At 73.1% G+C, this 23,416-nt stretch carries 19 protein-coding genes; 11 read left to right on the plus strand and 8 right to left on the minus strand.

What is annotated here, in order from left to right:
• Positions 1-33: 33 nt before the first annotated feature.
• Positions 34-1,017 carry a class I SAM-dependent methyltransferase gene (locus ACFXMG_RS12320; protein WP_383816806.1) on the plus strand — a complete coding sequence of 328 codons (984 nt, stop codon included), beginning with the start codon at positions 34-36 and terminating at the stop codon, positions 1,015-1,017.
• Between the two features lie 143 nt (positions 1,018-1,160).
• Here the strand turns inward: ACFXMG_RS12320 and ACFXMG_RS12325 are convergent, their stop codons facing one another.
• Complete coding sequence (locus tag ACFXMG_RS12325) at positions 1,161-1,796, minus strand: helix-turn-helix domain-containing protein (protein WP_383816808.1); 636 nt, start codon at positions 1,794-1,796, stop codon at positions 1,161-1,163.
• 55 nt (positions 1,797-1,851) lie between these two features.
• Here ACFXMG_RS12325 and ACFXMG_RS12330 point away from each other — a divergent pair, with 55 nt between their 5' ends.
• The 3 genes from ACFXMG_RS12330 to ACFXMG_RS12340 all read left to right on the plus strand — a co-directional run bounded on the left by ACFXMG_RS12330 (position 1,852) and on the right by ACFXMG_RS12340 (position 5,291).
• Complete coding sequence (locus ACFXMG_RS12330) at positions 1,852-3,120, plus strand: MFS transporter (RefSeq protein WP_383816814.1); 1,269 nt, start codon at positions 1,852-1,854, stop codon at positions 3,118-3,120.
• 88 nt (positions 3,121-3,208) lie between these two features.
• Positions 3,209-4,270, plus strand: a complete 1,062-nt coding sequence (locus ACFXMG_RS12335) for a sulfotransferase family protein (RefSeq protein ID WP_383816817.1) — start codon at positions 3,209-3,211, stop codon at positions 4,268-4,270.
• A 49-nt stretch (positions 4,271-4,319) separates the two neighbouring features.
• Entirely contained in the window at positions 4,320-5,291 is a 972-nt protein-coding gene (locus tag ACFXMG_RS12340) for a quinone oxidoreductase family protein (RefSeq protein ID WP_383816820.1), read from the plus strand.
• Here ACFXMG_RS12340 and ACFXMG_RS12345 read toward each other — a convergent pair.
• Both ACFXMG_RS12345 and ACFXMG_RS12350 read right to left on the minus strand, forming a co-directional pair.
• Positions 5,288-6,535 carry a serine hydrolase domain-containing protein gene (locus tag ACFXMG_RS12345; protein WP_383816823.1) on the minus strand — a complete coding sequence of 416 codons (1,248 nt, stop codon included), beginning with the start codon at positions 6,533-6,535 and terminating at the stop codon, positions 5,288-5,290. The genes ACFXMG_RS12340 and ACFXMG_RS12345 overlap by 4 nt on opposite strands.
• A 149-nt stretch (positions 6,536-6,684) precedes the next feature.
• A complete protein-coding gene (locus ACFXMG_RS12350; RefSeq protein WP_383816826.1) occupies positions 6,685-6,969 on the minus strand; it encodes a hypothetical protein in 285 nt (94 codons plus the stop codon).
• A gap of 123 nt (positions 6,970-7,092) precedes the next feature.
• Here ACFXMG_RS12350 and ACFXMG_RS12355 point away from each other — a divergent pair, with 123 nt between their 5' ends.
• Positions 7,093-7,530 carry a nitroreductase family deazaflavin-dependent oxidoreductase gene (locus ACFXMG_RS12355; protein ID WP_383816828.1) on the plus strand — a complete coding sequence of 146 codons (438 nt, stop codon included), beginning with the start codon at positions 7,093-7,095 and terminating at the stop codon, positions 7,528-7,530.
• A gap of 37 nt (positions 7,531-7,567) precedes the next feature.
• Here ACFXMG_RS12355 and ACFXMG_RS12360 read toward each other — a convergent pair whose 3' ends face one another.
• The gene (locus ACFXMG_RS12360) at positions 7,568-9,028 is read right to left on the minus strand and encodes a catalase (RefSeq protein WP_383816831.1); all 1,461 of its coding nucleotides are present in this window, start codon (positions 9,026-9,028) and stop codon (positions 7,568-7,570) included.
• A gap of 258 nt (positions 9,029-9,286) precedes the next feature.
• Between ACFXMG_RS12360 and ACFXMG_RS12365 the strand changes: the two genes are divergently transcribed.
• Complete coding sequence (locus ACFXMG_RS12365; protein WP_383816834.1) at positions 9,287-10,225, plus strand: SigB/SigF/SigG family RNA polymerase sigma factor; 939 nt, start codon at positions 9,287-9,289, stop codon at positions 10,223-10,225.
• A 33-nt stretch (positions 10,226-10,258) separates the two neighbouring features.
• On the opposite strand, the gene ACFXMG_RS12370 is transcribed toward ACFXMG_RS12365, so the two are convergent.
• Entirely contained in the window at positions 10,259-11,920 is a 1,662-nt protein-coding gene (locus tag ACFXMG_RS12370; protein ID WP_383817047.1) for an alpha/beta hydrolase, read from the minus strand.
• Positions 11,921-12,055: 135 nt separating this feature from the next.
• Here ACFXMG_RS12370 and ACFXMG_RS12375 point away from each other — a divergent pair, with 135 nt between their 5' ends.
• Positions 12,056-12,793, plus strand: coding sequence for an SOS response-associated peptidase (locus tag ACFXMG_RS12375; protein ID WP_383816837.1), 738 nt, complete (start codon positions 12,056-12,058; stop codon positions 12,791-12,793).
• An 80-nt stretch (positions 12,794-12,873) separates the two neighbouring features.
• On the opposite strand, the gene ACFXMG_RS12380 is transcribed toward ACFXMG_RS12375, so the two are convergent.
• Together ACFXMG_RS12380 and ACFXMG_RS12385 are read right to left on the minus strand one after the other, a co-directional pair.
• Positions 12,874-13,551 (minus strand): hypothetical protein, encoded by a 678-nt coding sequence (locus ACFXMG_RS12380; RefSeq protein ID WP_383816840.1) that lies wholly within the window; start codon positions 13,549-13,551, stop codon positions 12,874-12,876.
• Between the two features lie 59 nt (positions 13,552-13,610).
• A complete protein-coding gene (locus ACFXMG_RS12385; protein ID WP_383816843.1) occupies positions 13,611-14,114 on the minus strand; it encodes a GNAT family N-acetyltransferase in 504 nt (167 codons plus the stop codon).
• Between the two features lie 256 nt (positions 14,115-14,370).
• On the opposite strand from ACFXMG_RS12385, the gene ACFXMG_RS12390 reads away from it, so the two are divergent.
• Together ACFXMG_RS12390 and ACFXMG_RS12395 are read left to right on the plus strand one after the other, a co-directional pair.
• Positions 14,371-18,783, plus strand: a complete 4,413-nt coding sequence (locus ACFXMG_RS12390; protein WP_383816846.1) for an aminotransferase class I/II-fold pyridoxal phosphate-dependent enzyme — start codon at positions 14,371-14,373, stop codon at positions 18,781-18,783.
• Positions 18,780-19,520, plus strand: coding sequence for a class I SAM-dependent methyltransferase (locus tag ACFXMG_RS12395; protein WP_383816848.1), 741 nt, complete (start codon positions 18,780-18,782; stop codon positions 19,518-19,520). Before ACFXMG_RS12390 ends, ACFXMG_RS12395 begins: the two co-directional genes overlap by 4 nt.
• Here the strand turns inward: ACFXMG_RS12395 and ACFXMG_RS12400 are convergent.
• Complete coding sequence (locus tag ACFXMG_RS12400) at positions 19,469-21,328, minus strand: glycoside hydrolase family 15 protein (protein WP_383816851.1); 1,860 nt, start codon at positions 21,326-21,328, stop codon at positions 19,469-19,471. The genes ACFXMG_RS12395 and ACFXMG_RS12400 overlap by 52 nt on opposite strands.
• A gap of 160 nt (positions 21,329-21,488) precedes the next feature.
• Here ACFXMG_RS12400 and ACFXMG_RS12405 point away from each other — a divergent pair, with 160 nt between their 5' ends.
• Positions 21,489-22,115 (plus strand): glycosyltransferase, encoded by a 627-nt coding sequence (locus ACFXMG_RS12405; RefSeq protein ID WP_383816854.1) that lies wholly within the window; start codon positions 21,489-21,491, stop codon positions 22,113-22,115.
• A 483-nt stretch (positions 22,116-22,598) separates the two neighbouring features.
• Positions 22,599-23,414 (plus strand): glycosyltransferase, encoded by an 816-nt coding sequence (locus ACFXMG_RS12410; protein ID WP_383816857.1) that lies wholly within the window; start codon positions 22,599-22,601, stop codon positions 23,412-23,414.
• Positions 23,415-23,416 lie beyond the last annotated feature (2 nt).

Below are 23,416 nucleotides of genomic sequence, written 5' to 3' on the forward strand. Positions count from 1 at the left end.
GAGTTGATCGTCGAAATGGAGTGGGAGAGCGCGATGTCACCCATCAATCGCCCTGAGACCGCGGCCGATCTCGCCGCCGTCGCCGCCCTGCTGGAGATGGCCGACCGGCTGGGCATCGTCCCGCTGCTGGAGCGCGGCGAGCCGGTCACCTCGGCCGAGCTGGCGGCCGCCGCCGACGTGCCGGAGGAGGGCATGGACGCCTTCCTGTCCGCCCTGGTCGCCGCCGCGCTGCTGGTGCCGGCGGGCGTCAAGGAGTTCCGGATCGCGGACGACTTCGCCGACCGGATCCACGAGTCCGGCTACCTCATCTGGTCGCTGAGGGCCAACCAGCCGTACGTCCAGAACCCCGCCGAGTTCCTGCGCGACCCGGCCGGTGCCGGGGCGCGGTACGAGCGGAACGGGCGCGAGGTCGCGGTCAGTTCCCGGTGGATCGGCAGCCAGGGCTTCTACCCGGCCGCCACCGAGGCGATCCTCGCCGCCCGGCCGCGCAGGATCGTCGACCTCGGCGCCGGCGCCGCCGGTCTGCTGATCGACCTGCTGGGCCGGCTGCCGGAGAGCACGGGCGTGGCCCTGGACATGAGCGCGGGCGCGTGCCGGGAGGCGGCCCGCGCGGCGCTGGCGGCGGGCGTCGGCGACCGTCTTGAGGTGGTGGAGCGGCCGATCCAGTCCGTGGCCGACGACCCCACGCCGGTGGAGGGCGCCGACGTCGTCCACGCCGGGTTCGTCTTCCACGACATCGTGCGGGAGGGCGACGTCTTCGACCGGGTGCTGCGCGCGTGCCGGGAGGCGCTGCGCCCTGGCGGCATCATGGCCATCACCGACTCGGTGCCGTACGCCTCCGGTGAGCGCGAGCGCAGGTTCAGCGCCCTGTTCACCTATCTGCACGCCGGGTTCATGGACGTACCGCTGCCTCCGGAGGAGGACTGGCTGGCCCGCTTCCGGCAGGCCGGTTTCGAGCAGGCCCGGTGCGTGCCGCACCGCTTCCCCGGCGGCCGCCTCTTCATCGCGGCCAAGTGAGCCGCGGGGGACGCCCGTTGCCCGTACCCGTACCCGGGTGAGGCGTCCCCCCGAACGACCCGCACGACGGTGACCGCGCCGAGACGTCCGGAAGGGCGTACGGCGCGGTCATCCGCATGCCCGGCCTGGGAAAGGTGGGACTGCTACGCCGACGGCTCTCCGGCGGGCTCCTTGGGAGCCCAGAACATCATCAGGAACTCGACGGGCACGACGGCGTTCTCCTCGTCGTCGGGCCGGTTGAACTCCTCCATGAGCGCGGACAGTCGGGACCGGAACTCGGTGGCCCGCTCCGGCGACAGCCGGCGGTCCAGCGCCACGACCATCGGGCCGAGCGGGTCCGGCTTCTCCTCGGTCTCCGGGTCCGCCTCGGGCTGGAAGCGACCGCTGATGATGTCCCGGACGAGCCGGTCGCGGAAGTCGTTCAGCGTCGCGGCGAACGCGTCGGCGAGGTCGCCCGCGTTGCCCGGCGCGGCCAGCAGGTCCCGGCTCAGCCGCAGGGCGAACTGCGCCACCTGGTACTGGCTCTCCTGGATCCCGGAGACCATCCGGGTCTGCGCCACCTTGATCAGGCCCGCCGCCTCCAGCACCTTGATGTGCCGGTAGAGCCGGGTGGGCGGCTGGTCCAGCAGCCGTGCGATGTCCTTCACCCGGTGCCCCGCGCGCACGTCGCTCATCATCGTGCGCAGGATCGCCAGCCTCAGCGGGTCGGACAGGGCCTTCAGCGTCTCCACGTCGTCCACTTCCCGGACGACCGCCACCGCGTCGGCATCGTCAGCCATTGCCGCACTCCGTTTCCTCGTAGCGAACCATTCACCAACATGCTACCGTTCACGCATGAGTGAACGCTTACGTCAGAGTGATAGCGAAGCTCCCGCCACGCCAACACCCCTGCGCCGCAACCGGCGTTTCCAGATCCTCTGGATCGGGGCGGCCGCGGCCAACCTCGGTCTCGAAACCGTGGAGGTCGCGTATCCCCTGCTGATCATGCACCTGACCGGGTCACCGGCGCTGGCAGGTCTCTTCGGCTTCGCCCAGATCGGCACCGCTCTCCTGGTCGGACTGCCGGCCGGCGCGGTGGTCGACCGGTGGGACCGGCGCCGGATCCTGCTGATCTCCGAAGCGGTCCGCGCGCTCACTCTCACGTTCATCGTCGTCGGCCTGATGGCCGGTTGGGCCGACTTCGGCCTGCTGATCCTCGCCGCCGTCGTCCTGGGCGCCGGAACGGCCTTCGGCGCACCGGCCAGGATGCTGCTGATCCGCGCCGTGGTGCCGGACCATCAGCTCACCGCGGCGCTCAGCCAGGACGAGGCCCGCAGCGGCGCCGCCGCCCTGGCGGGACCGCCCCTGGGCGGCGCGCTCTACCTGGTCTCCCGCACGTTCCCGTTCGTCGCGGCGATCGCCGGATTCGTCATCTCGTTCGTCTGCGCCCTGGTGATCCGCGTCCCGAAGACGGAGCCGGTCACCGAGCCGGCGGGCGACGAACGGAAGAGCGCGCTCGGACCGCTCACCCATGCCTTCTCCGGGGTGGTCGAGCTGCTCGGCGACCGGCTGCTGCGGTCCGCGCTCCTCCTGATCAGCGTCTTCTACTTCAGCGTCACCGCCGCGATCCTCATGGTGATGGTGGCCCTGCAAGACCAGCACCACTCCGCCGGCACCATCGGTCTGGCCCTGTCCGGCACCGCCGTCGGCATGCTCGTCGGCTCGGCTCTGGTGCCGCGCCTCAACCGCCTGCTCAGCCCCGGCGCGCTGCTGCTCTCGGCGTCCACGCTGACCACCGCCGCGGTCGCCCTGCTGGCGCTCCCGCTCGGACCGGTCTGGGTCTTCGCCATGCTGACCCTGGCCGCGCTCGGCCTGCCGGCGCTGAAGATCCTCGTCGACATCATGATCTTCCGGCAGACCCCGGACCACCGGCGGGGCCGCGCCATCGCCGCGACCATCACCCTCATCGGCGCCGGATCCCCCCTCGGCTCCCTGGCCGGCGGCCTGGCCCTCCAGTTCCTCGGCGTCACCGGCGCGATCGTCCTGATCGCCGGCGTCCAGGCCCTGATCACCGTGGCCGGGCTCGCGAACCGGCACGTCAGGTCCGCCCGCTGGCCCGCCTGAGCACGCACCCCCTTCTCGCGCGCGCCCTCCGCACTCCCCTCCTCACGAACTCACGACTTCACGACTTCACGAAGGCGAGCTCTCACCCATGCTCAAGCAGCCCATCTTCATCGTCGGCCACCCCCGCTCCGGCACCAGCCTGGTCCGCAGTCTGATCGAGCGCAGCGAGCACGTCTGGAGCATCGGCCGCGAAGGCAAGCCGATATGGGAGCGCGGCGACCTGCACCCGAGCCGGCGCGGCTGGCACTCCAACGCCCTGGACGCCTCCGACGCGACCCCCGAGGTGGCGGCGCGGCTGACCGCCGACCTGCTGGCCGCCGCCCGCAGGCCCGGTGCGGAGTGGTCCGTCGGCGACAAGCTCGACTACCTCGACTTCATCAGCGCCCAGGGCCTCCAGCCGTACTACTACGACGTGCCGCTCAAGGCCCTCAAGGAGCGCTTCCCCGGCGTCCTGCCGGAGGGCCCGCCCACCACGCGGGACGGCGGCGAACTCGACGAGATCACCCCGTTCTGCTTCCCGCCGCGCGGCCCGCGCCCCACCGAGGCCGAACTCGCCGACGGGATCCGGCTGGTGGAGAAGAGCATCCAGTCCTGCTTCCGCATCCCCTTCCTCCAGGCCCTCTACCCGGACGCCACCTACGTGTTCGTCGTCCGCGACCCGCGCACCAGCGTCGGCTCCCTGATGGACGCCTGGCTCAACCCGCGGATGTTCTTCTCGTACCCGGTGCCGGAGCCGCTGCGCATCAAGGGCTACTCGGACGTGTTCCCGTGGGGCAAGGAGTGGTGGAACCTCAGCCTGCCGCCCGGCTGGCGGGAGTGGGTGGACCTGCGCCTGGCCGAGGTCTGCGCGCACAACTGGGTCGCCCACAACCGGGCCGTCCTGGACGCCGCCCGGAGCATGGCCCCCACCGGCAACTCCGTCCTCGTCCGCTACGAGGACGTCCAGGCCGACCCGGTGGCCACCATGGAGGCCGTCGCCGACGCCGTGAAGCTTCCCTTCTCCGACGCCTGGGGCCGCCGCGACCTCCCCGTCGTGATGACGCAGACCGTGCCCGACCCGGACAAGTGGCGCCGTCACGAGTCCGAGATCCGCCAGGTCCTGCCGGTCGTCCGCGACCTCGCCGAAGAGGCCGGCTATGACCTCCGCTGAGGCGGCCGTGGCTCGTACGGCCCTGGACGACCCCCGTACGATCCCCGCCATGAAAGCCATTCAGGTCAGCCGGGCCGGCGGGCCGGACGTGCTCGAACCCGTCGAACTGCCCCGCCCGTCACCGCGCGAAGGCGAGGCGCTGGTACGCCTCGCCGCCGCCGGGGTCAACTACGTCGACGTCTACTTCCGGTCCGGCCTCTACCCCCAGGAACTGCCGTTCGTCCCCGGGCAGGAGGGCGCCGGCACGGTCGTCGAGGTCGGCCCCGGGGTGCGCGAGGTCGCCGTCGGCGACGTCGTCGCCTGGGCGAACCTGCCCGGCGCCTACGCGGAGTACGCCGTGCTGCGCGCCGACCGGCTGGTGCCGGTCCCGGACGGACTGGCCCCCGAACTGGCGGCGGCCACCCTGCTCCAGGGCATGACCGCGCACTACCTGTGCCACGACACGTACCCGGTCCGGCCCGGCGACACCGTCGTCGTGCACGCCGCGGCGGGCGGCGTCGGCACGCTGCTGACCCAGCTCGTGCGGATGCGCGGCGGCACGGTGATCGGCACCGCGTCGACCGCGGCCAAGGCGGAGGCTGCGCGTGCCGCGGGCGCCGCCGAGGTCGTCGACCACCGGCCGGGCGCGCTGCTTGAGGCCGTACGCCGCCACACCGACGGCCTCGGCGCCGCCGCGGTCTTCGACGGCATCGGCGGCCCGACCTTCGACGAGAGCCTCGCCGCGCTGCGCCCGCGCGGAGTCCTGGCGGTCTACGGGCAGTCCGGCGGCGCGGTGCCGCCGCTCGACCTCCAGCGCCTGAACGCCGCCGGATCCCTCTACGTCACCCGCCCGAACCTGACGCATCACATCCAGGACCGGGCGGAACTCCTCCGCCGGGGAACGGCCGTGCTCCAGCTCGTCCGCGAGGGGCGGCTGCGGGTCCGGATCGGGCAGCGCTACGCCCTGTCCGACGCGGCGGACGCCCACGCGGCCCTCGAAGCCCGCGCCACGATCGCGAAGACCGTCCTCATCTGCTCCTAGCTTCCGGCTCCTGACGCCTGGTGCCCGTCTCCTCCGTGGCCGTCCTTCAGGAGGGCGCAGACGAAGCGCTCCTCCGTCGCGCGCAGGCGGGCGAGCAGGGCGGGGTCGAGGGGGACCTGGCTGGTGACGGAGACGGTCACGGTGCGCCGGCCGTCGCGGGTGGCAGCCGCGAACTGGGTGTAGCCCGGGGTGTTGCCGGTGTGGCCGAGGACCGTGCCGCAGCGGGTGGTGTACCGGAAGAGGCCCAGACCGGCCGCGTTCACGCCGGGGCCCGCCGGCTGGGACTCGCCGGGCACGAACCGCGTCTGGGCGCGGCGGGTGCGCGGCGACAGCAGCGCGGGACCGGCGTAGCCGCCGAAGAAGGCGCCCAGGTCGGCGGGGGTGGAGACGACTCCGCCCGAGGCCCACGCGCCGGAGGCGCTGATCGCCTCGCTGACGTCTTCGGGCTCTTCGCCCGGGGCCGTGGCGTAGCCGTGGAGGAGGGGGCGGGGCAGCCGGAATCCGGAGGGGAGGCTGGTGTCGCGGAGGTCGAGCGGGCGGTAGACCAGGTCCCGCAGAAGGTCCTCGTAGCGTTCTCCGGTGGCCTGTTCGGCCATCAGGGCGACGGCGATGTTGTCCGAGTTGGAGTAGGCGTAGCGGCTGCCGGGCGGGAAGGCGAGGCCCTCGCCCGCGGCGAAGTCCAGCAGGCGCCGGGAGTCGAAGCGGTGGCGCGGGTCGGCGCGGACGATCGCCTGGAAGCGCGCGGTCTTGCTGTAGTCGGGCAGGCCGCTGGTGTGCTGGAGGAGCTGGCGCAGGGTCACGGCGTGCCATGCCTTCGGGAGGCGCGGCAGGCGCTGGCCCAGGGTGTCGTCCAGGTCCAGTGCCCGCCGGTCCACCAGGCTCAGGGCGACGGCCCCGCTGAACGCCTTGGCGACGCTCGCGATCCGCATGTGGTCGTGCGGGCGCGGCGGCCGGGCGGTGCCCACCTCGGCCGTACCCGCGCGGTAGACCTTCGGCACGCCGTCACGGGTGAGGACGGCGATCGCCCCGGGTGGTCCGCCGGGGGCGGCGACGAGGTCGGCGAGCGCCTGCCGCAGCTCCCGTTCCGACCCGCCGCTGCCGTGCGCCCCGGACGGGGCGCTGCCGGTGTCGCCGGCGCTGGCGTACGGGAGGGCGGGGCCGGTCAGCGCGGCGGCGAGGAGCAGGGCGGTGACGGCGGCCCGGCGCGGTCGGTACGGGTGCGGGGCCGGGGCGGATCGGGGCATGCGGGACCTCCTGGACGGACCGGCGACCGGGTGGCGCCGACCCGTCCAGCCTCTGCGGAGGGCTCCGGGGCCGCCGGTCGGCGCGCGCGATCCTGCGCCACCCGGCCGTGCGGAACCCCCCGGCAGGATCACCGCGTCCGGGGTGACGCTCAGCTCGAACCGGACCGGTAAGTCGGTGGTCTCGGCCTCGGCGGTCTCCAGGCAACGCTCGATCCTGGCGAGCGCCGTGCGCGGCGCGGAGGGGTACAGAGGAAGAACGCGAGGCCGTAGACGGCGGGCAGCACAAGGCCCGTGACGATCAGCGACGCCTCCTCGGCGACGCATCCGCCGATGAAGGCGGTCAGCGATCCACCGATCACGCCGCCCGTCAGGAAGCCGAGGGCGAGGTCGGCGGGCGTGTCGTGCGCGGGCGGCCCGCCCGCGGTGGTCGGCATGCGGCCGATTCTGCCCGCCCCGGGTGACGGCCGACAGCCCCTCTGACCGCCGCCGTCGGATAGCGTCGGAGGCGGAGCTGGAACGTCCGGCTCCGTCGCACCCTCCCCGAAAGGCGAGCACCCATGCCGCTCACAGGCACGTACGAGCCCAGCACGAACCAGCTCGTCCGCGACCAGGTCGCCCTCTACGAGTCGTCCGGCGGCGCCGAAGGCACCACCATGCGCGGCCTGCCGGTCGTCCTGGTCACCAGCGTCGGCGCCAGGAGCGGCAAGCTCCGCAAGACGCCCCTCATGCGGGTGGAGCACGAGGGCGCCTACGCGCTCGTCGCCTCGAACGGCGGCGCGGTGAAGCACCCCGTCTGGTACCACAACCTCGTCGCCTCGCCCCTCGTCGAACTGCGCGACGGGCCCCAGCTGTGGGACATGAAGGCCCGCCTCGTCGAGGGCGAGGAGCGCCGGGTCTGGTGGGACCGCGCCGTCGCCGCCTTCGCCGACTACGCGGACTACCAGCTCCACACCGACCGCGAGATCCCCGTCTTCGTCGTCGAACGCACCGTCTGACCCACCGGCCCGAAGGGCGGGGCGCCGTGAGGGGCTGCTACGCGCCGGCCTTGGCCCGTACCCCTTGGGCGATGCGGTCGCCGAGTGCCTTGTCGATCTTCCTCCAGTAGGCGAGGGCGCGCTCCAGGACGGGCTCGCCGACGCCGTCGAGGAGGTGGCCGACGACGTTGTCCACGAGGCGGTCGCGGGCCGCGTCGTCGAGCACCTCGCGCACGAGGGTTCCGGCCTGGCCCCAGTCGTCGTCCTCCGGATGGGAGACGTAGGCCGCCCGGGTGATCTCGCCGTCCGCCGCCCAGCTGGGCGGGGACCCGTACCGCTCGGTGTCGGCGGCGGGTCCGCCCTTGGAGTTCGGGGCGTAGACCGGGTCGGCCGTCTTCCGGTAGGCCATCGCCCCGTCCTTCGAGTACGAGTGGACGTCGACGATCGGCGCGTTCACCGGGAGCTGCTGGTAGTTGGCGCCGATGCGGTGCCGGTGGGCGTCCGCGTACGAGAACAGGCGGGCCAGCAGCATGCGGTCGGGGCTCGGTCCGATGCCCGGCACCAGGTTGTTGGGCTGGAAGGCCGCCTGCTCGATCTCCGCGTGGTTGTCGGTGGGGTTGCGGTCGAGCGTCATCCGGCCGACGGGGATGAGCGGGTAGTCGCCGTGCGGCCACACCTTGGTCAGGTCGAAGGGGTTGAAGCGGTACGCCGCGGCCTCCGCGTACGGCATGACCTGCACGTGCAGCGTCCACGAGGGGAAGTCGCCGTCGCGGATGTGCTCGAAGAGGTCCCGCATGTGGAAGTCCGTGTCGCTGGCCGCCATCCGGTCGGCCTCGTCCTGGGTGAAGAACTCGACGCCCTGGTCGGTCTTGAAGTGGTACTTCACCCAGAACCGCTCGCCGGAGGCGTTGATCCACATGTACGTGTGGGACGTGTAGCCGTTCATGTGGCGCCAGGTGCGCGGGATGCCGCGGTCCCCCATCAGCCAGGTGACCTGGTGCGCGGTCTCCGGCGACAGCGTCCAGAAGTCCCACTGCATGTCGTGGTCGCGCAGGTTGCTGTCGGCGCGGCGCTTCTGGGAGCGGATGAAGTGCTGGAACTTCATCGGGTCCTTGACGAAGAAGACCGGCGTGTTGTTGCCGACCATGTCGTAGTTGCCCTCGCTGGTGTAGAACTTCACCGCGAAGCCGCGCGGGTCGCGCCAGGTGTCCGGGCTGCCGCGCTCGCCCGCGACCGTCGAGAAGCGGATGACCAGATCGGTGCGGGTGCCCGGCTGGAACAGGGCCGCCTTGGTGAAGCGGCTGATGTCGTGGGTGACCTCGAAGCGGCCGAACGCGCCGCTGCCCTTGGCGTGGGGCTGCCGCTCCGGAATCCGTTCGCGGTTGAACTGCGCCATCTGTTCGATGAGATAGGCGTCCTGGAGCAGGATCGGCCCGCCGGGGCCCACGGTGAGCGAGTGTTCGTCGCTCTCCACCGGGGCGCCGGAGTCGGTCGTGGTGGCGGGACGGCTCTCGGTCATCGGTACGTCTGCCTTTCGTCGCTCCGTCTGGTGACTCGGCCGGGCGCGGGGGCGGGGGCGAGGGCGGGCAGGGGGGCGTCCCGGCCGTCCCGCGCCGCCGCGCACGCCTCCCAGCCTGGGCGCAGTCGGCCGAAGCCACCACCCGAGGGCGTCCTGCCTGGTCGGAGCGGCGATACCGGAAGCGCCTTTCATGTAAAGATTGACGCATAACAGCGGGAAGCGGACACTCGGATTGGGACCTCCGACCCAGGAGGAAGCATGACTCCACGACCCGCGGAACCCCGGCCCCCCCTCCTCGCCCCGGACTGCCCGGCGGCCGCCGGACGGCGGCGGGCGCTGGCAGGGCTTCCCGAGCTCGCGCACCCGGCCGCCGTGTCCACGGACCGGGCCCGGACCCTCTCCGTGTCGCTCTTCCAGCGGCTGCGGGAGCTGGACGAGGGGTCGGAGGAGCACGCGTACGTCCGCGACACGCTGATCGAGCTGAACCTCAGCCTCGTGAAGTTCGCCGCCCGGCGCTTCCGGGGCCGCCCGGAGCCCGCCGAGGACATCCTCCAGGTCGGGACGATCGGCCTGATCAAGGCGATCGACCGCTTCGACCCGGGGCGCGGGGTGGACTTCTCGTCCTTCGCGCTGCCGACCGTGGTCGGGGAGCTGAAGCGCTTCTTCCGCGACACCGGCTGGGCCGTCCACGTCCCCCGCCGGATGCAGGAGCGCCGCATGGCCCTCGCCAAGGCGGCCGACGCGCTGCTCCAGAGCGCGGGCCGCCGGCCCAGCCGGTCGGAGCTGGCCGCCCTGCTCGACCTCACCGAGTCCGAGGTCGCCGAGGCGGAGCTGGCCGCCAACGCCCACACCGCCCAGTCCCTCGACGCCCCCCTCGGCGACGACGAGACCGGTGCCTCCGCGGGCACCGCCGGGCGTCGCACCGCCGTCACGGAACCCGCCTACGCGCTGATCGACGACCTGGAGTCCCTGAAACCGCTGATCGCCCGCCTCGACGCCCGCGACCGGCAGATCCTCGGCCTCCGCTTCTGCGAGGAGCTCACCCAGGCCGAGATCGGCCGCCGCGTCGGCCTCTCCCAGATGCACGTCTCCCGCGTCCTCGCCCGCATCTACGGCGAACTCAGGGCGGGCCTGCTGGCCGACGACGGGACGGCGGACGGGGCCGCGGACGGACCGGCCGACGAGGCGGCCGCCTGACGCACCCGGCCCGGTACGGCTCAGTACGGCGTGTCAGCAGCGCACGTCGGTGGCCGGCCGCTCGCCGGTCAGCAGGAAGCGGGTCACGGTCCTGTCCCCGCAGGCGTTCCCCGCCCCGCCGGCGGCGGTCAGGTACACGCCGTGGCCGCCCCGGTCGACCGAGACCAGCCGGGCCCGGTCGCCGAACGCCCCGCGCATCTTCAGACCGGAGGAGTACGGGGTCGACGGGTCCCGCAGGTTCTGGATCATCAGGATGTTCGACGGCCCGTCGTCGGTGAGCCGGACCGGCTTCTCCACCGCCCCGCCCTTCCAGAAGGCGCAGGGCGTGACGTTGGCGGGCATGCCTCCGGTGAGCGGGTGCCGGACCCGGTCGGCGGCGACCGCGCGGGCGTACGCCCGTACGGAACGGGGCCAGTCGACGTCGTTGCAGATCACCCCCACGGCGACGGCCGCGGCCTCGTCGGGCATCGCTCCGGACAGCTCGGGCGGCAGCACGGGAACGGCCTGCGGATCGAGGGCCTGGCCGACGAGCCGCGCGAAGGCGGGGAAGGCCGTGTCGGAGTAGAGCGCGAGCTGGAGCGCCTGCCGGAAGGAGGCGCCGTCCAGCGGCGCGCCGGGCACGCCGGTGGCCCTGGGGGCCCGGTCGAGCCGCGCGGCGAGCGCGAGGACGAGCGCCCGTACCTCCCCGGGGGTCCCGGCCAGCCGCAGCCCCTCCCCCGCGCGGTCCGGGTGGGAGGCCCAGGCGGCGAAGTCCGGGAAGCGGTCCTCGGCCCCCTTCGCCATGTCCGCGAGCCAGCCGTACGCGACGCGGCGCGGGTCCGGGTCGGCGCTGCTGTCCAGCACCCAGCGGTCGGTGCGCCGCGGGTGCTCCTGGGCGTACCGGGCGGCGACATAGGTGCCGTACGAGGTGGCCCAGGCCGACACCTTCTCCTCGCCGAGCGCCCGCCGCAGGAGTTCCATGTCCCGCACCTGGTTGGCGGTGGTGAGGCCGCGCAGCATGGCGCCGCCGTCGCGGGCGCAGGCGTCGGCGATCCGCCGCGAGCGCTCGACGTTGGCGCGGATCGACCCGTCGGCGGCGGGCCAGGACCGCAGGGTCACCATCCACCGGTCCTCCGCCGCGAGCCCGCAGCGGGCCTTGGCGGAGCCGCCGACCCCGCGCGGATCGAAGGCCACCAGGTCGTACGCCCCGCCCGTCTCCCCGGCGAGCGCGGCGCCCTTCTGCGCGAGCCGCTGCACCCCGGAGCTCCCGGGCCCGCCCGGGATCACGAGCAGCGTCCCCCGGCGCGCCTCCGGCCGGGCGCTGGGCAGCCGGGAGACGGCCAGGTCGATACGGGGCCCCGCGGGGTCGGCGTGGTCGAGCGGCACGGACAGGACGGCGCACCGCTGCCCGGGGACCGCCTTCACGGATGCGGCGCACTCCTCCCACCGCAGCGCGCCCCCCGCAGCGGCCGCGCTCGTCCGCACGGTCGCGGTCGCCGCGGTCGCCGCGTTCGCGGAGGCTCCGGTTGCGGAGACGAGGCCCACCGAGGCGAGGACGGCGGCGGAGAGGAAGGAAGCGACGAGGGACGTACCAGTGGAAGTGCGAGTACCAGTAGAAGTAGCAGTACCAGTGCCAGTGCCAGTGCCAGGGCGATGTGTTGTCATGCCCTCACCCTGCCGCCCGGCGGCACGGCGACCCATCCGGCCACCCGGCACGTCCAGGGTGGGGCCAACCCCCTCCCGCGTCACACCCGTTGTCCCCAGGCCGTTCCGGTGCCACGCGGGCCGCGCCTTCCCCGCCCTCGGCCTGTCGCCCGGCGCGAGCGCGGTCGGCGGTGGCACAGTGACGGGATGTGCGGCCGATACGCTTCCACCCGCAGCCCCCAGGAGCTGACCCGGCTCTTCCAGGTGACCGACTGGCAGCCGGAGGAGACCCTGGAACCCAGTTGGAACGTCGCCCCCACCGACCAGGTGTACGCCGTCCTCGAACGCGCCGGCCGGGAGGGCGACGGCCAGGTGCGCCGCGAGCTGCGGGCGCTGCGGTGGGGTCTGGTGCCGTCGTGGGCGAAGGACCCCGGGTCGGGCGCCCGGATGATCAACGCGCGGGTCGAGACGGTGCACGAGAAGCCCGCCTACCGCCGCGCCTTCGCCAAGCGCCGCTGCCTCCTCCCGGCCGACGGCTTCTACGAGTGGGACCCGGTGAAGGACGAGGCCACGGGAAAGACCCGCAAGCAGCCGTACTTCATCCATCCCGCCGACAATGACGAACCGCTGGCCATGGCGGGCCTCTACGAGTACTGGCGCGACCCCGACGTCGCGCAGGACGACGATCCGGCCGCCTGGTTGCTCACCTGCACGGTCATCACCACGGAGGCCACCGACGCGGCCGGCCGCGTCCACCCCCGCATGCCGCTCGCCCTCTCCCCCGACCACTACGCCGCGTGGCTCGACCCCCACCATCAGGACACCGGCGACCTCCGCGCCCTGCTCACGCAGCCCGCCGGGGGCCGGCTCGACGCCCGGCCGGTCTCCCCGGCCGTGAACAACGTCCGCAACAACGGCCCCCACCTCCTGGACCCGCCCGACTGAGCCCGGCCGACGGAGCCGGCCGACGGAGCCCGGCCGACCGAGCCCGGCCGACTGGACCCGCCGGCCGAGCCCGGCCCGTCTCAGCTCACGAACTCCTCGTCGCCGTACCGCACCTGAGCCGTGTTCCAGTCGACGCCCAGGTCCTTGGTGAACTTCCGGGCGAGGGGCAGGTCGGCGAGCGGGGCGACGAGGATGAGGCGCCCGTCGAGGGTGGTCGAGCCGCCGCCGAGCCGCTCGCGGGCCTCGGGGTCGGCGACGAGCGCGTCGTGCAGCCGGGTCGCGCCGACGCCGTCGGCCTCGATCCGCACCGCGTCCGCCTCCGGCGACGTCCGCGGCAGGCAGCGGAAGGTGAGCACCGCCTCCTGGCGGTACTGCTTGGCGATGACTCCGGCGAGGTGGTTCAGTCCCTCGCGCCCGATCCTGTCGACGTCGAAGTCCCGGGAGCGCTCGTAGGTGGCCCGCTGGAGGTCGGAGGACCAGAAGACGCCCTCCAGGAGGGTCGAGGCGCCGGGCTTCGCGCCGTGGGCGCGGATGATGCGGCGTACCTCGCGGTCGAAGCGCGTGAGGCGGGTGTCGAGGCGGGGATCGGACGGATCCGTGATGATCGCGGTGTTGTCGGTGGCGAAGATCTCCGCCTCCGACGGGCACGGCCCGCCGTCGGTGCCCGCCTGCGCGTTCCCCACGCCCGAGAGGCCCAGCGTGAGGGCGGTGACCAGGACGACGACGGAGGCCCGCCGGTGCATGATGGTGTTCTCCATGCCGCGCTCAACGAGCCGGACGCGACATGGTGTCACTCCCCGTCATGACACCCGGCGTGTCACGGCAACGAGCGCGTCAGCCAGACCACTTCGCCGTTCTCCTCTGTGGACAGGTGGTCCCGCTCGAATCCGAGCTTCTCCAGGACGCGCAGCGAGGGCGCGTTCCAGGTGCCGACCGTCGACCAGAGCCGCTTGCGGCCGGTCGCGATCGCGGCGTCGAGCACCGCGCCGGCCGCCTCGGTGGCGTAACCCCGCCCGTGCGCGTGCCGGAACAGCTCGTACGCGATCTCGGGCTCGTCGAGCGAGGCGCGGCCGATGATCAGCCCGCAGTAGCCGATGAAGTCGCCCTCGTCGCGGCGCTGGACGGGCAGCAGGGCGATCCCCGTGGCCTCCGTCGAGGCGAGCAGCTCCACGATCCCCGCGCGGGCCTTCTCGACCGTGGGCGACCCCTTCTCGCGCTCGCGGAGCAAGGCGGAGAACTCCTCCGCGTCCGACTCGGCCCAGGGCCGCAGGATGAGCCGCTCGGTCTCCAGGTGGTACGCCATCGTCTCGTAGCTCGTCATGGGGTCACTCTGCCGCACGGGTCTCCGCATTCCGGGACCGGCCTCGCGCCCTGCGGACCCGTGCCCCCGGGCACGTCGAGCATGGCCGAAAGTATCGGGACATAATGGACGGTGGCCATGCAGGGGGAGCCCGGGCGACGGAAAGTGAGGGTCCGGTTTCCCACCGACTCGGACGCGCTCCGGCGCAGAGGTAGCCATGACCCCACCCTCACTCGGGACCGGGGATCCGGTGGAACCGGTGGAACCGGCGGAGCCGGTGCGACCGGCTCGTGACCGGGCCGCCCGCAAGGGCCGTGTTCTGGCGCTCGTCTACGGTGTCGTCGCGACCGTCGCCACCGTCACGTATCTCGGTGTTCCGTCGCGGCACACCACCACGTGGGCCATCGTCGGGCTCGGCGGCGTCGCGATGATGTTCGCCGGGGTCCACCTCTACCGGCCGGCGCACCGCTGGCCCTGGTGGGTCCTCGCCTGCGCCAACATCACGTTCGTCGCGGGGGACTCGACGTACAACATCCTGGAGACCTACCTGAACCAGGACAACCCCTTCCCGTCCCCTGCGGACGTCCTCTACCTCGCGACGTATCCGCTCTTCGCCGCCGGCATCTTCGGCTTCCTGCGGTACCGCTACCAGGGGCACGACCTCTCCGCCCTGCTGGACGCGCTGCTGCTCACCACCGGTCTGGCGGTGCTGTCCTGGGTCTTCCTCATCAGTCCGCTGCGCATGTCCGAGGGGCTGACGTGGGTGGAGCGGGCCATCTCCATGGCCTATCCGCTGGGGGACATCCTCGTCCTCGCCATGCTCACCCGCTTCGTCCTGGCCGGGCTGCGCGAACGGGCCGTGCAGCTCCTCGCGCTGGGCGCCGTCGGGCTGCTCGCCTCGGACGTGCTGTACGGGTACCTCCAGCTCCAGGGCACCTGGCAGGTGGGGACGCCCATGGACCTGGGGTGGGTGCTGTACTTCACCGCCTGGGGGTTCGCGGCCCTGCACCCGTCCATGGTCCGGCTGACCGAGCCGAGGCAGGACCCGCCCGGCATCCGGATCCGGCGGCGCCTCGCCCTGCTCGCCCTCGCCGCGCTGGTGGCCCCGGGCGTCCTGCTGGCCCAGTCGCTGGGCGGCACCGTCAGGGACGCGCCCGTCATCGCCGCCGTCTCCGCCGCCATGTTCCTGCTGGTGCTGCTGCGCCTGTGGCTGCTGGTGGTCGAGAACCGCAAGACGCTGGCCCGTGAGCGGAGCCTCCAGGTGGCGGCGGCGCTCCTTGTGGCGGCCCGGACCCGGAGGGAGGTCGCCACGGCGATCACCCGGGCGGCCGACGCGCTGTTCGGGTCGACGGAGCACGTCGCCCGGCTGCTCGTGCTCGACCGCGGGCGGGGGCTGCGTTCCGTACCGTCCCCCAGCGAGATCGGGTCGTGGCCGCTGGGCGACGGGGCCGGCGCCTCCGCCGCGTCCGTCGGGTCCGAGATCCGGCACCTGCCGGTCGACGAGCTGGGGCCCGACGCGCGGGCGGCGCTCCGGCCGTTCCGTACCGCGCTGTTGTGCCCCCTGCTGCCCGGAGGGGCCGGTGTGCCGACCCGGCCGCCGCTCGGCGCGCTCGTCCTCGCCGCGCCCGCCCCCGAGCTGCGGCAGGTCCTCGGGCCGATGCGGTCCCTCGCGTTCCAGGCGGCGCTCGCCCTCGAACGCGTCGAGCTCAGCGAGGAGATCACCAAGCGGGACAGCGAGGCGTACTTCCGGGCGCTGGTGCACAACGCGTCGGACGTGATCCTCATCCTGGGCGACGACGACACGGTGCAGTACGCGAGTCCCGCGGCGGAGAGCATGCTGGGCGCCGTCCCGCCGTCCGACGCCGTGCTGAGCGAGTTCGTCCACCCGAAGGACCGCGTGCGGGCGGCGGGCACCCTCACCCGGGCGCGGAGCCCCCACGAGGGCCAGGTCCTGGACAGCTGGAGCATGCGGGGGTCGAACGGCTCCACCCCCGAGGTCGAGGTCCGTTGCAGCGACCTGCGCGACGACCCCACGGTGGAGGGCCTGGTGCTCACCCTGCGCGACGTCACCCAGCAGCGGACGCTGGAACGGGAGCTGACGCACCTGGCGTTCCACGACGCCCTGACCGGGCTCCCCAACCGGATCCTGCTGGTGGAGCGCATCGGGCAGGCCCTGCTGCGGGACCGCCGCAAGTCCGCGGTGACCAGCGTGCTCTTCATCGACCTCGACGACTTCAAGCTGGTCAACGACATGATGGGGCACTCCGTCGGCGACGAGCTCCTCGTCGCCGTGGCCGGGCGGCTGACCTCCACCCTGCGCCGCAGCGACACGGCGGCCCGGATCGGCGGCGACGAGTTCGCCCTCCTGGTGGAGGGCGCCCGGCAACCGCGCGACGCCGACGCCCTCGCCGAGCAGATCGTCCGGGCGCTCGACCGGCCCTTCCCGCTCTCCAACGGCTCGGCCAGCATCTCGGCCTGCGTCGGGGTGGCCACGGCGACCCGCGCCGACGACGCGGAGTCCCTGATCGGCCACGCCGACCTCGCCCTGTACGCCGCGAAGTCGGCGGGCAAGCGCCAGTGGCAGAGCTTCCGTCCGGCCCTGCACGCCCGCATGGAGGCCCGGCACGACCTCCAGGCCGGTCTGTACGACGCCATCGCCGAGGAGGGCTTCGAGCTGCGCTACCAGCCCATCGTGGAGATCGGCAGCGGCGACGTCACGGGATTCGAGGCGCTGGTGCGGTGGCCGCGCCGGCGCGGCATGGTCCCGCCCGACCAGTTCATCGCCCTGGCGGAGGAGACCGGGCAGATCCTCCAGCTCGGCGCCTGGGTGCTGAACCAGGCCGCGCGGGACGCCGCCCAGTGGCGGCGCGCCCGGCCCGACGCGCGGCGGCTGCGCGTCAACGTCAACGTGTCCGCGCGCCAGTTCCGCGACACCGGCTTCGTCGGCAACGTCCGGCACGTCCTGGAGCGCTTCGGCCTCGGCTCGGGCTCGCTCACCCTGGAGCTCACCGAGTCGGTGCTGATGCGGCGCGACGAGCAGATCCGGGACACCATGAGGTCGTTGAAGGAGCTGGGCGCCTCCATCGCGATCGACGACTTCGGGACGGGCTTCTCGTCCCTCAGCTACCTGCGGGAGTTCCCCCTCGACATCCTGAAGATCGACAAGTCGTTCATCGACCAGATCGTCACCGACGGGCAGCAGGTCGCCATCGTCGAGGGCATCGTGCGCCTGGCCGACGTGCTGGGGCTCCAGGTCATCGCCGAGGGCATCGAGACCAAGGCGCAGCGCGACCTGCTGACCGCCATGGGCTGCGGCTTCGGGCAGGGTTACCTCTTCGCCGAGCCGATGACGGCGGCCGAGGCGGTGGACTTCCTGGCGGTGCCGGCGGGGCGGGCGGCGAACCCCGCGCCGGTCCTCGAACCGCTGACCCGGCGGGCGTCGGTGCCGGTGCGGCGGCACCGGCAGCGGTGGGAGGACCTGGGGCGGCTCCAGCACACCGCGCGGATGTGCGACGCCGTGATCGACGAGATCGACGGGCGCCGCATCCGCAGCGGCGGGCAGTGGCTCACCGACTTCGCGTCCTGCAACTACCTGGGCCTCGACCTCGATCCGGAGATCATGGACGCCATCGATCCGCAGGTGCGCGCCTGGGGCACGCATCCCAGCTGGTCCCGGCTGATCGGCAACCCCCGGCTGTACCCGCAGATCGAGGAGCGGCTGACGGATCTGCTCGGTGCCCCCGACGCGCTGCTGCTGCCGACCATCACCCTGATCCACACGTCGGTGATCCCGGTGCTCGCCGAGGGCGGTCACCTCTTCGTCGAGCACCGGGCCCACCGCACGGTGTACGACGGCTGCCTCGTCGCGCGGGCGAACGGGGCGGCGGTACGGCGCTTCCGCGCCGAGGACCCCGGGGAGCTGGAGACCCTGCTGCGGGCGGCGCCCCGGTGGGGGCCGCGGCTGGTGTGTCTCGACGGCGTCAACAGCATGACGGGCAATCTGCCGAACCTGCGGGAGCTGACCCGGATCTGCGGCGAGCACGACGCGACGCTGTACGTCGACGACGCGCACGGGTTCGGGATCATCGGCGAGCGCCGGGCGGACGAGAGTTCCCCGTACGGCAGCCGGGGCAACAGCATCGTGCGGCACCTGGGGCTCGACTACGACCGCACCGTCCTGGTGGGCGGCTTCTCCAAGGCGTATTCGTCGCTGCTGGCGTTCCTCACGGTCCCGACGGAGGTGAAGGAGCACCTGAAGGTCGCGGCGGGCCCGTACCTCTACTCGGGTCCCTCCCCGACGGCGTCCCTGGCCACGGCGCTGGCCGGGCTCGACGTCAACGAGCGGCGGGGCGACGCGATCCGGGCGGACCTGTACCGCAAGACGCGGCGGGTGCTGCGGCATGTGCGCCGTCTCGGCGCCGCCACGCCGAACACGGACGGCCTGCCCATCGTCGAGCTGCCCCTCGAACGCCCCGAGGACCTGGGGCGCGTGGCCGAGTACCTGTGGGAGCGGGGCGTGTACGTCACGCTGGCCGCGTATCCGCTCGTCCCGCGCGACCAGGTCGGATTCCGGATCCAGATCACGGCCGCGAACACGGACGAGGAGATCGACGGGCTGCTGCGGACGCTGACCGGGCTCGACGAGCGCTTCCCGCTGAAGCGGGTGGCGGGCGGGGCGGAACGGCGGTGACGGCGCCGCGGCGCAACGCCGACGCGGACTGGGACCGGTGGCCCGTCCAGGACTATCTGGCGGAGAACTACCGGCGGCTGCACCCCTGCGACATCGCGGTCATCCGGCACCACGCGGCCCTCTACCGGCGGCTCGGGCCCGGCAGCGTGGCGCGTTCCCTGGAGTTCGGGGCGGGCCCCAACCTGTACCCGCTGATGCCGGCGGCCACGGCGTGCCGGTCCATCGACGCCCTGGAGCCCGGCGCGGCGGGTCACGCCTATCTCAGCGGGCAGTTGCGGAACGGCCCCGATCCGAGCTGGCAGCCGTTCTACGCGCTGTGCCGGCGGCTCGATCCCGCACTGCCGCGCACGCTGTCGGCGGCGCTGCGGGGGGTGACCGCCGTGCGGGGGGACGTCCACGCGGTGGAGCGCCACGGCTACGGGCTCGGGTCGATGTCCTTCGTCGCCGAGAGCGTGACGGAGGACGCCGGGGAGTTCGCGCGGGTGTGCCGTGACTTTCTCGGCTGCGTGCGGCCCGGCGGGCATCTGCTGGCGGCGTTCATGGAGAACATGCCGAGCTACCGGATCGGCACGGGTCCGCTGTGGCCGGCCTGTCCGGTGGACGCGGGCGCCGTCCGTGAGGTGTTCGCCCCGTACACCCGGGACCTGGACGTCCGGCGGGTCGACAAGGACCCCACGCTGCCCGACTACGGGGACACCGGCATCCTGCTGCTGCACGCCGTCCGGGCGGACCGCTGACCCCGGGAGGCCGTCCGGATGTCGTCGAGCACGAACGCCGTGTTGACCACGGCGACGTGGCTGAACGCCTGGGGCATGTTGCCCAGTTGACGCCCCGCCACCGGGTCCCACTCCTCGGAGAGGAGGCCGACGTCGTTGCGGACGGACAGCACGCGGTCGAAGACGTCGCGCGCTTCGTCGCCGCGCCCGATCAGGGACAGCGCGTCCGCGTACCACAGGGAGCAGGCGAGGAACGCCCCTTCGCCGCCCGGGAGTCCGTCCACCTCGTGGGTCCCGCCGGAGCGGGCGGCGTCGTCCTCGTACCGGCGCAGGAAGCCTCCGTGGTCGAGCCGGCGCACCGCGTCGACGGTGTCGCGCACGCGCCGGTCGGCGGGCGGCAGGAAGCCCAGCTTGGGCAGCAGCAGGGCGGAGGCGTCGATGCGGCGGGAGCCGTAGTACTGGACGAAGGAGCGCTGGCCGTCGTCCCACCCCTGGTCGCACACCTGGCGCCGGACGAGGTCGCGCATCAGCCGCCAGCGCGGTTCGCGCGAGCGCAGGCCCATGACGCGGGCGAGGCGCAGGGCGCGGTCGGCGGCGACCCAGGACATGACCTTGGAGTGCACGAAGTGGCGGGGTGGGCCGCGGACTTCCCACAGTCCTTCGTCGGGGTCCTGCCAGCGCTTCTCCACGTGGTCCATGAAGGAGACGATCAGGCTGCGCATCCGGGCGTCGAGGGTCACTCCGGACCGCAGGGCCGAGTAGAGGGTGTTCATCACCTCGCCGTAGACGTCGAGTTGGACCTGGTCGGCGGCGGCGTTGCCGATGCGGACCGGCGAGGAGTCCTCGTAACCGGTGAGCCACGGGGCGGAGCGCTCGCCCAGCCGCCGCTCGCCGCAGACCCCGTACACCGGCTGGAGGTCGGAGGGTTCGCCGGCGATCGTGCGGATCAGCCAGGCGTTCCAGGCGGTCGCCTCCTCGTGGTAGCCGCTGCGCATCAGGCAGGAGAGGGTGAACGCGGAGTCGCGGAGCCAGCAGAAGCGGTAGTCCCAGTTGCGCTCGCCGCCCGGGTATTCGGGGAGGGAGCAGGTGGCGGCGGCGACGATGCCGCCCGTCGGCGCGTACGTCAGCGCCTTCAGGGTGATGAGGGAGCGGATCACCGCCTCGCGGGCGGGGCCCTGGTAGCGGCAACGGGCCGACCAGGCACGCCAGTAGCGGAGCGTCTCGGCGAGGGCCGACTGGGCGTCGGGGACGGGGACGTCGCTGTCGACGAGGTGCGAGGGGGTCCAGCGCAGGACGAATCCCAGGCGCTGTCCCGCCGACACCGAGAACCGGAGCGCCGCCCCGGCCGAGGTGACGGACATGGCCACCGGCTGCTCGCAGAGGAGGGACATCGCGTCGGGTCCGGCCACCGAGCGCATGACGCGCTCCCCGGCCGCCCAGTTCCGCGGCACGACCCGGCCGTGGTCGAAGCGCGGCCCGAACTCGCCGCGCATCTGCACGTGTCCGGAGATTCCCTCCACGATCCTGATCACGTAGGGGAACTGACGCCGCGGCGGCATGAAGTCGGTCAGCCGCACGGCGCCGCCGACGGTCTCCCACACGGTGTCCAGGACGAGCGTCTCGCCGCGGTACGCCCTCCGGCTGGAGAGGGGGCGGTCGGCCGGGCCCATCCACCACTGCCCGTTGGAGGCGGTGCCGAGGAGTGCCGCGAAACTTGCGGAGGAGTCGAATCGGGGCACGCACAACCAGTCGATCGCCCCGTCCCGTCCGACGAGTGCAGCCGTCTCGAGATCACCGATCAGGGCGTAGTCCTCGATCTTTCCGGCCATGATGGAGATTCTAGTACCGAATGCGGATCATTGACCGTTCGTCGGCCGAGGAAGCATCATGGAATGGCTCCGCACCTCGGGGCCGGAGGTGTTCCGATTGGTCACTCATCCGTTTCGCCGGTCCACGGACCGTCGCCGGACGCCGGGTCAGGAAAACACCGTGACCCTGGTCGTCCTCGTCGATCACGACGATCCCGTCCCCGAGAGGTTCATCGATCAACTGCCCGGTTCCGTGGACGACGTGGTGACGGTGGAATCGCCCGGAGCGGGCCGGCCCTATCGCTGGCCGGACATCTCCTGGGGAGAGCGCGTCGTCCTGATCCAGGCCGACGGCAGCATGTCCCCCGAGGACATTCCGCATTTCCTTTACTACCTCGACAACGGATTCGACTTCGTCAAGGGGTCCCGTTTCATCGCGGGCGGCGAATGCGGCACCTATCCGGCGATCCGCAGAATGGGGCACCGCTTCCTGCTCACGGCGGCCCGTTTCCTCTACGGGCAGCAGCTGACCGATGTGTGGTACGGATTCTGCGCCTTCCGCAGGGAATTCCTGCCCCTCCTCGAAGAGCAGGAGGAATCCCCTGAGCTGGTGGGCCCGGAAATCGTGGTGCACGCCCTGCATTACGGCCTGCGGATCGCCGAGGTGCCCAGCCGGGAGGCTCCGGAAGCCGTACGGAAGACGACCGCGCGGACCCTTCGGGAAGGGCGGCGCATCCTGCGCGTCCTGTGGCGGGAGCGCCCCCGGAACGCGGTGCTGAGGACCGCCACCCGGCATCGGCGCGGTTGACGCCGGACATAACGTGCCTAGAGTGGAGAAGACAGGCCCGCAAGTCCCGTGACGACCCTCCGGAAGAGGCGCTCGGTGTCCTCACTCCAGGAAACCCGCTTCGCGTCACCCGCCCCGCACCCGCTGCGGCGAGCGACCGACTGGCCTGTGCGCACCTCCCGCCCCGGCGGTCCGCAATCCCCCACCCGTCACCCCGGCCGCCCGGTGCGCCGCGCCTCGGACCGCGTCCTGCGGGCCGCTCCCGTGGTCCGCACCCTGACCGGCCGCCCGCGGGTCACGGCCCGCCGCCGCAGGCGCGCCCGCTCCACGGGCGCCCGCTCCGGAGCCCGCCGCCGCTCGTCCGGCCCGGGCGCCGCCGACGGCGCCCCGCCCACACCCCCCTCGCTCCCGCCCCCACCGCGCCGTCCGCGCGGTGGGGCGCGTGCGCGGACCCGCTTCCCGGTGCCGACGTCACCGGTTCCCACCAGAGGGAGGCGGGTCCCGATGACGCCCGCACTGCCCGTCCACACGCCCGCCCGCCGCCCGTACGCCACCGCGCCCCCCACACGCCCCGTGCCGCGGCCCGCCGACCCGCGGGTCCCGGCCTCGCTCCGGCGGCCCCCGGTCGACCTCGAACTGATCATCCCGGCGTACAACGAGGAGGGGCGCCTGCCCGGCACCATCGACGCCACCGTCGCCTTCCTCGCAGGACGCCCCTGGTCGAGCGCGGTCGTCGTGGTCGACAACAACAGCTCCGACGCGACCGGCGACATCGTCGAACGCTTCCCGCACCCCCGGGTGCCGCTCTACACCATCGGATGCAGCGACCCCGGCAAGGGCGCCGCCGTGCGGCGCGGCCTCCTCACCTCCACGGCGCGCTTCGTGGGCTTCGAGGACGCCGACAGCGCCACCCCCATCGGCACGCTCGACCAGGTCATGGCCCTGCTGACGGCCGGTCACTCCGCGGTGATCGCCTCACGGCTCGCCGCCGGCGCCCGCTACGAGATCGAACAGCCGCTGCTGCGCCGGTGCGGCGGCTGGGCGTTCCGGGCGCTGGCGCACCGGGCGCTGCCCGGCATCGCCGACACCCAGTGCGGGTTCAAGTTCTTCGACGGCCCGCTCGTCCGCGCGGCCGCCGTGGGCTGCCGGATCGACGGGTTCGCCTTCGACGTGGAGCTCCTCGCCCGGCTCGCCCGCCGGGGCGCGGACATCGTCGAAGTCCCCGTCGCCTGGACGGACATGCCCGGCTCGACGTTCTCCGCCCGCCGGGACGGACTGCACTCCATGGCCGATCTCGTCCGCCTCTCCCTCACGAGGTGACG

The sequence above is a fragment of the Streptomyces sp. NPDC059201 genome, assembly GCF_042754585.1.
Taxonomy (GTDB): Bacteria; Actinomycetota; Actinomycetes; order Streptomycetales; family Streptomycetaceae; genus Streptomyces.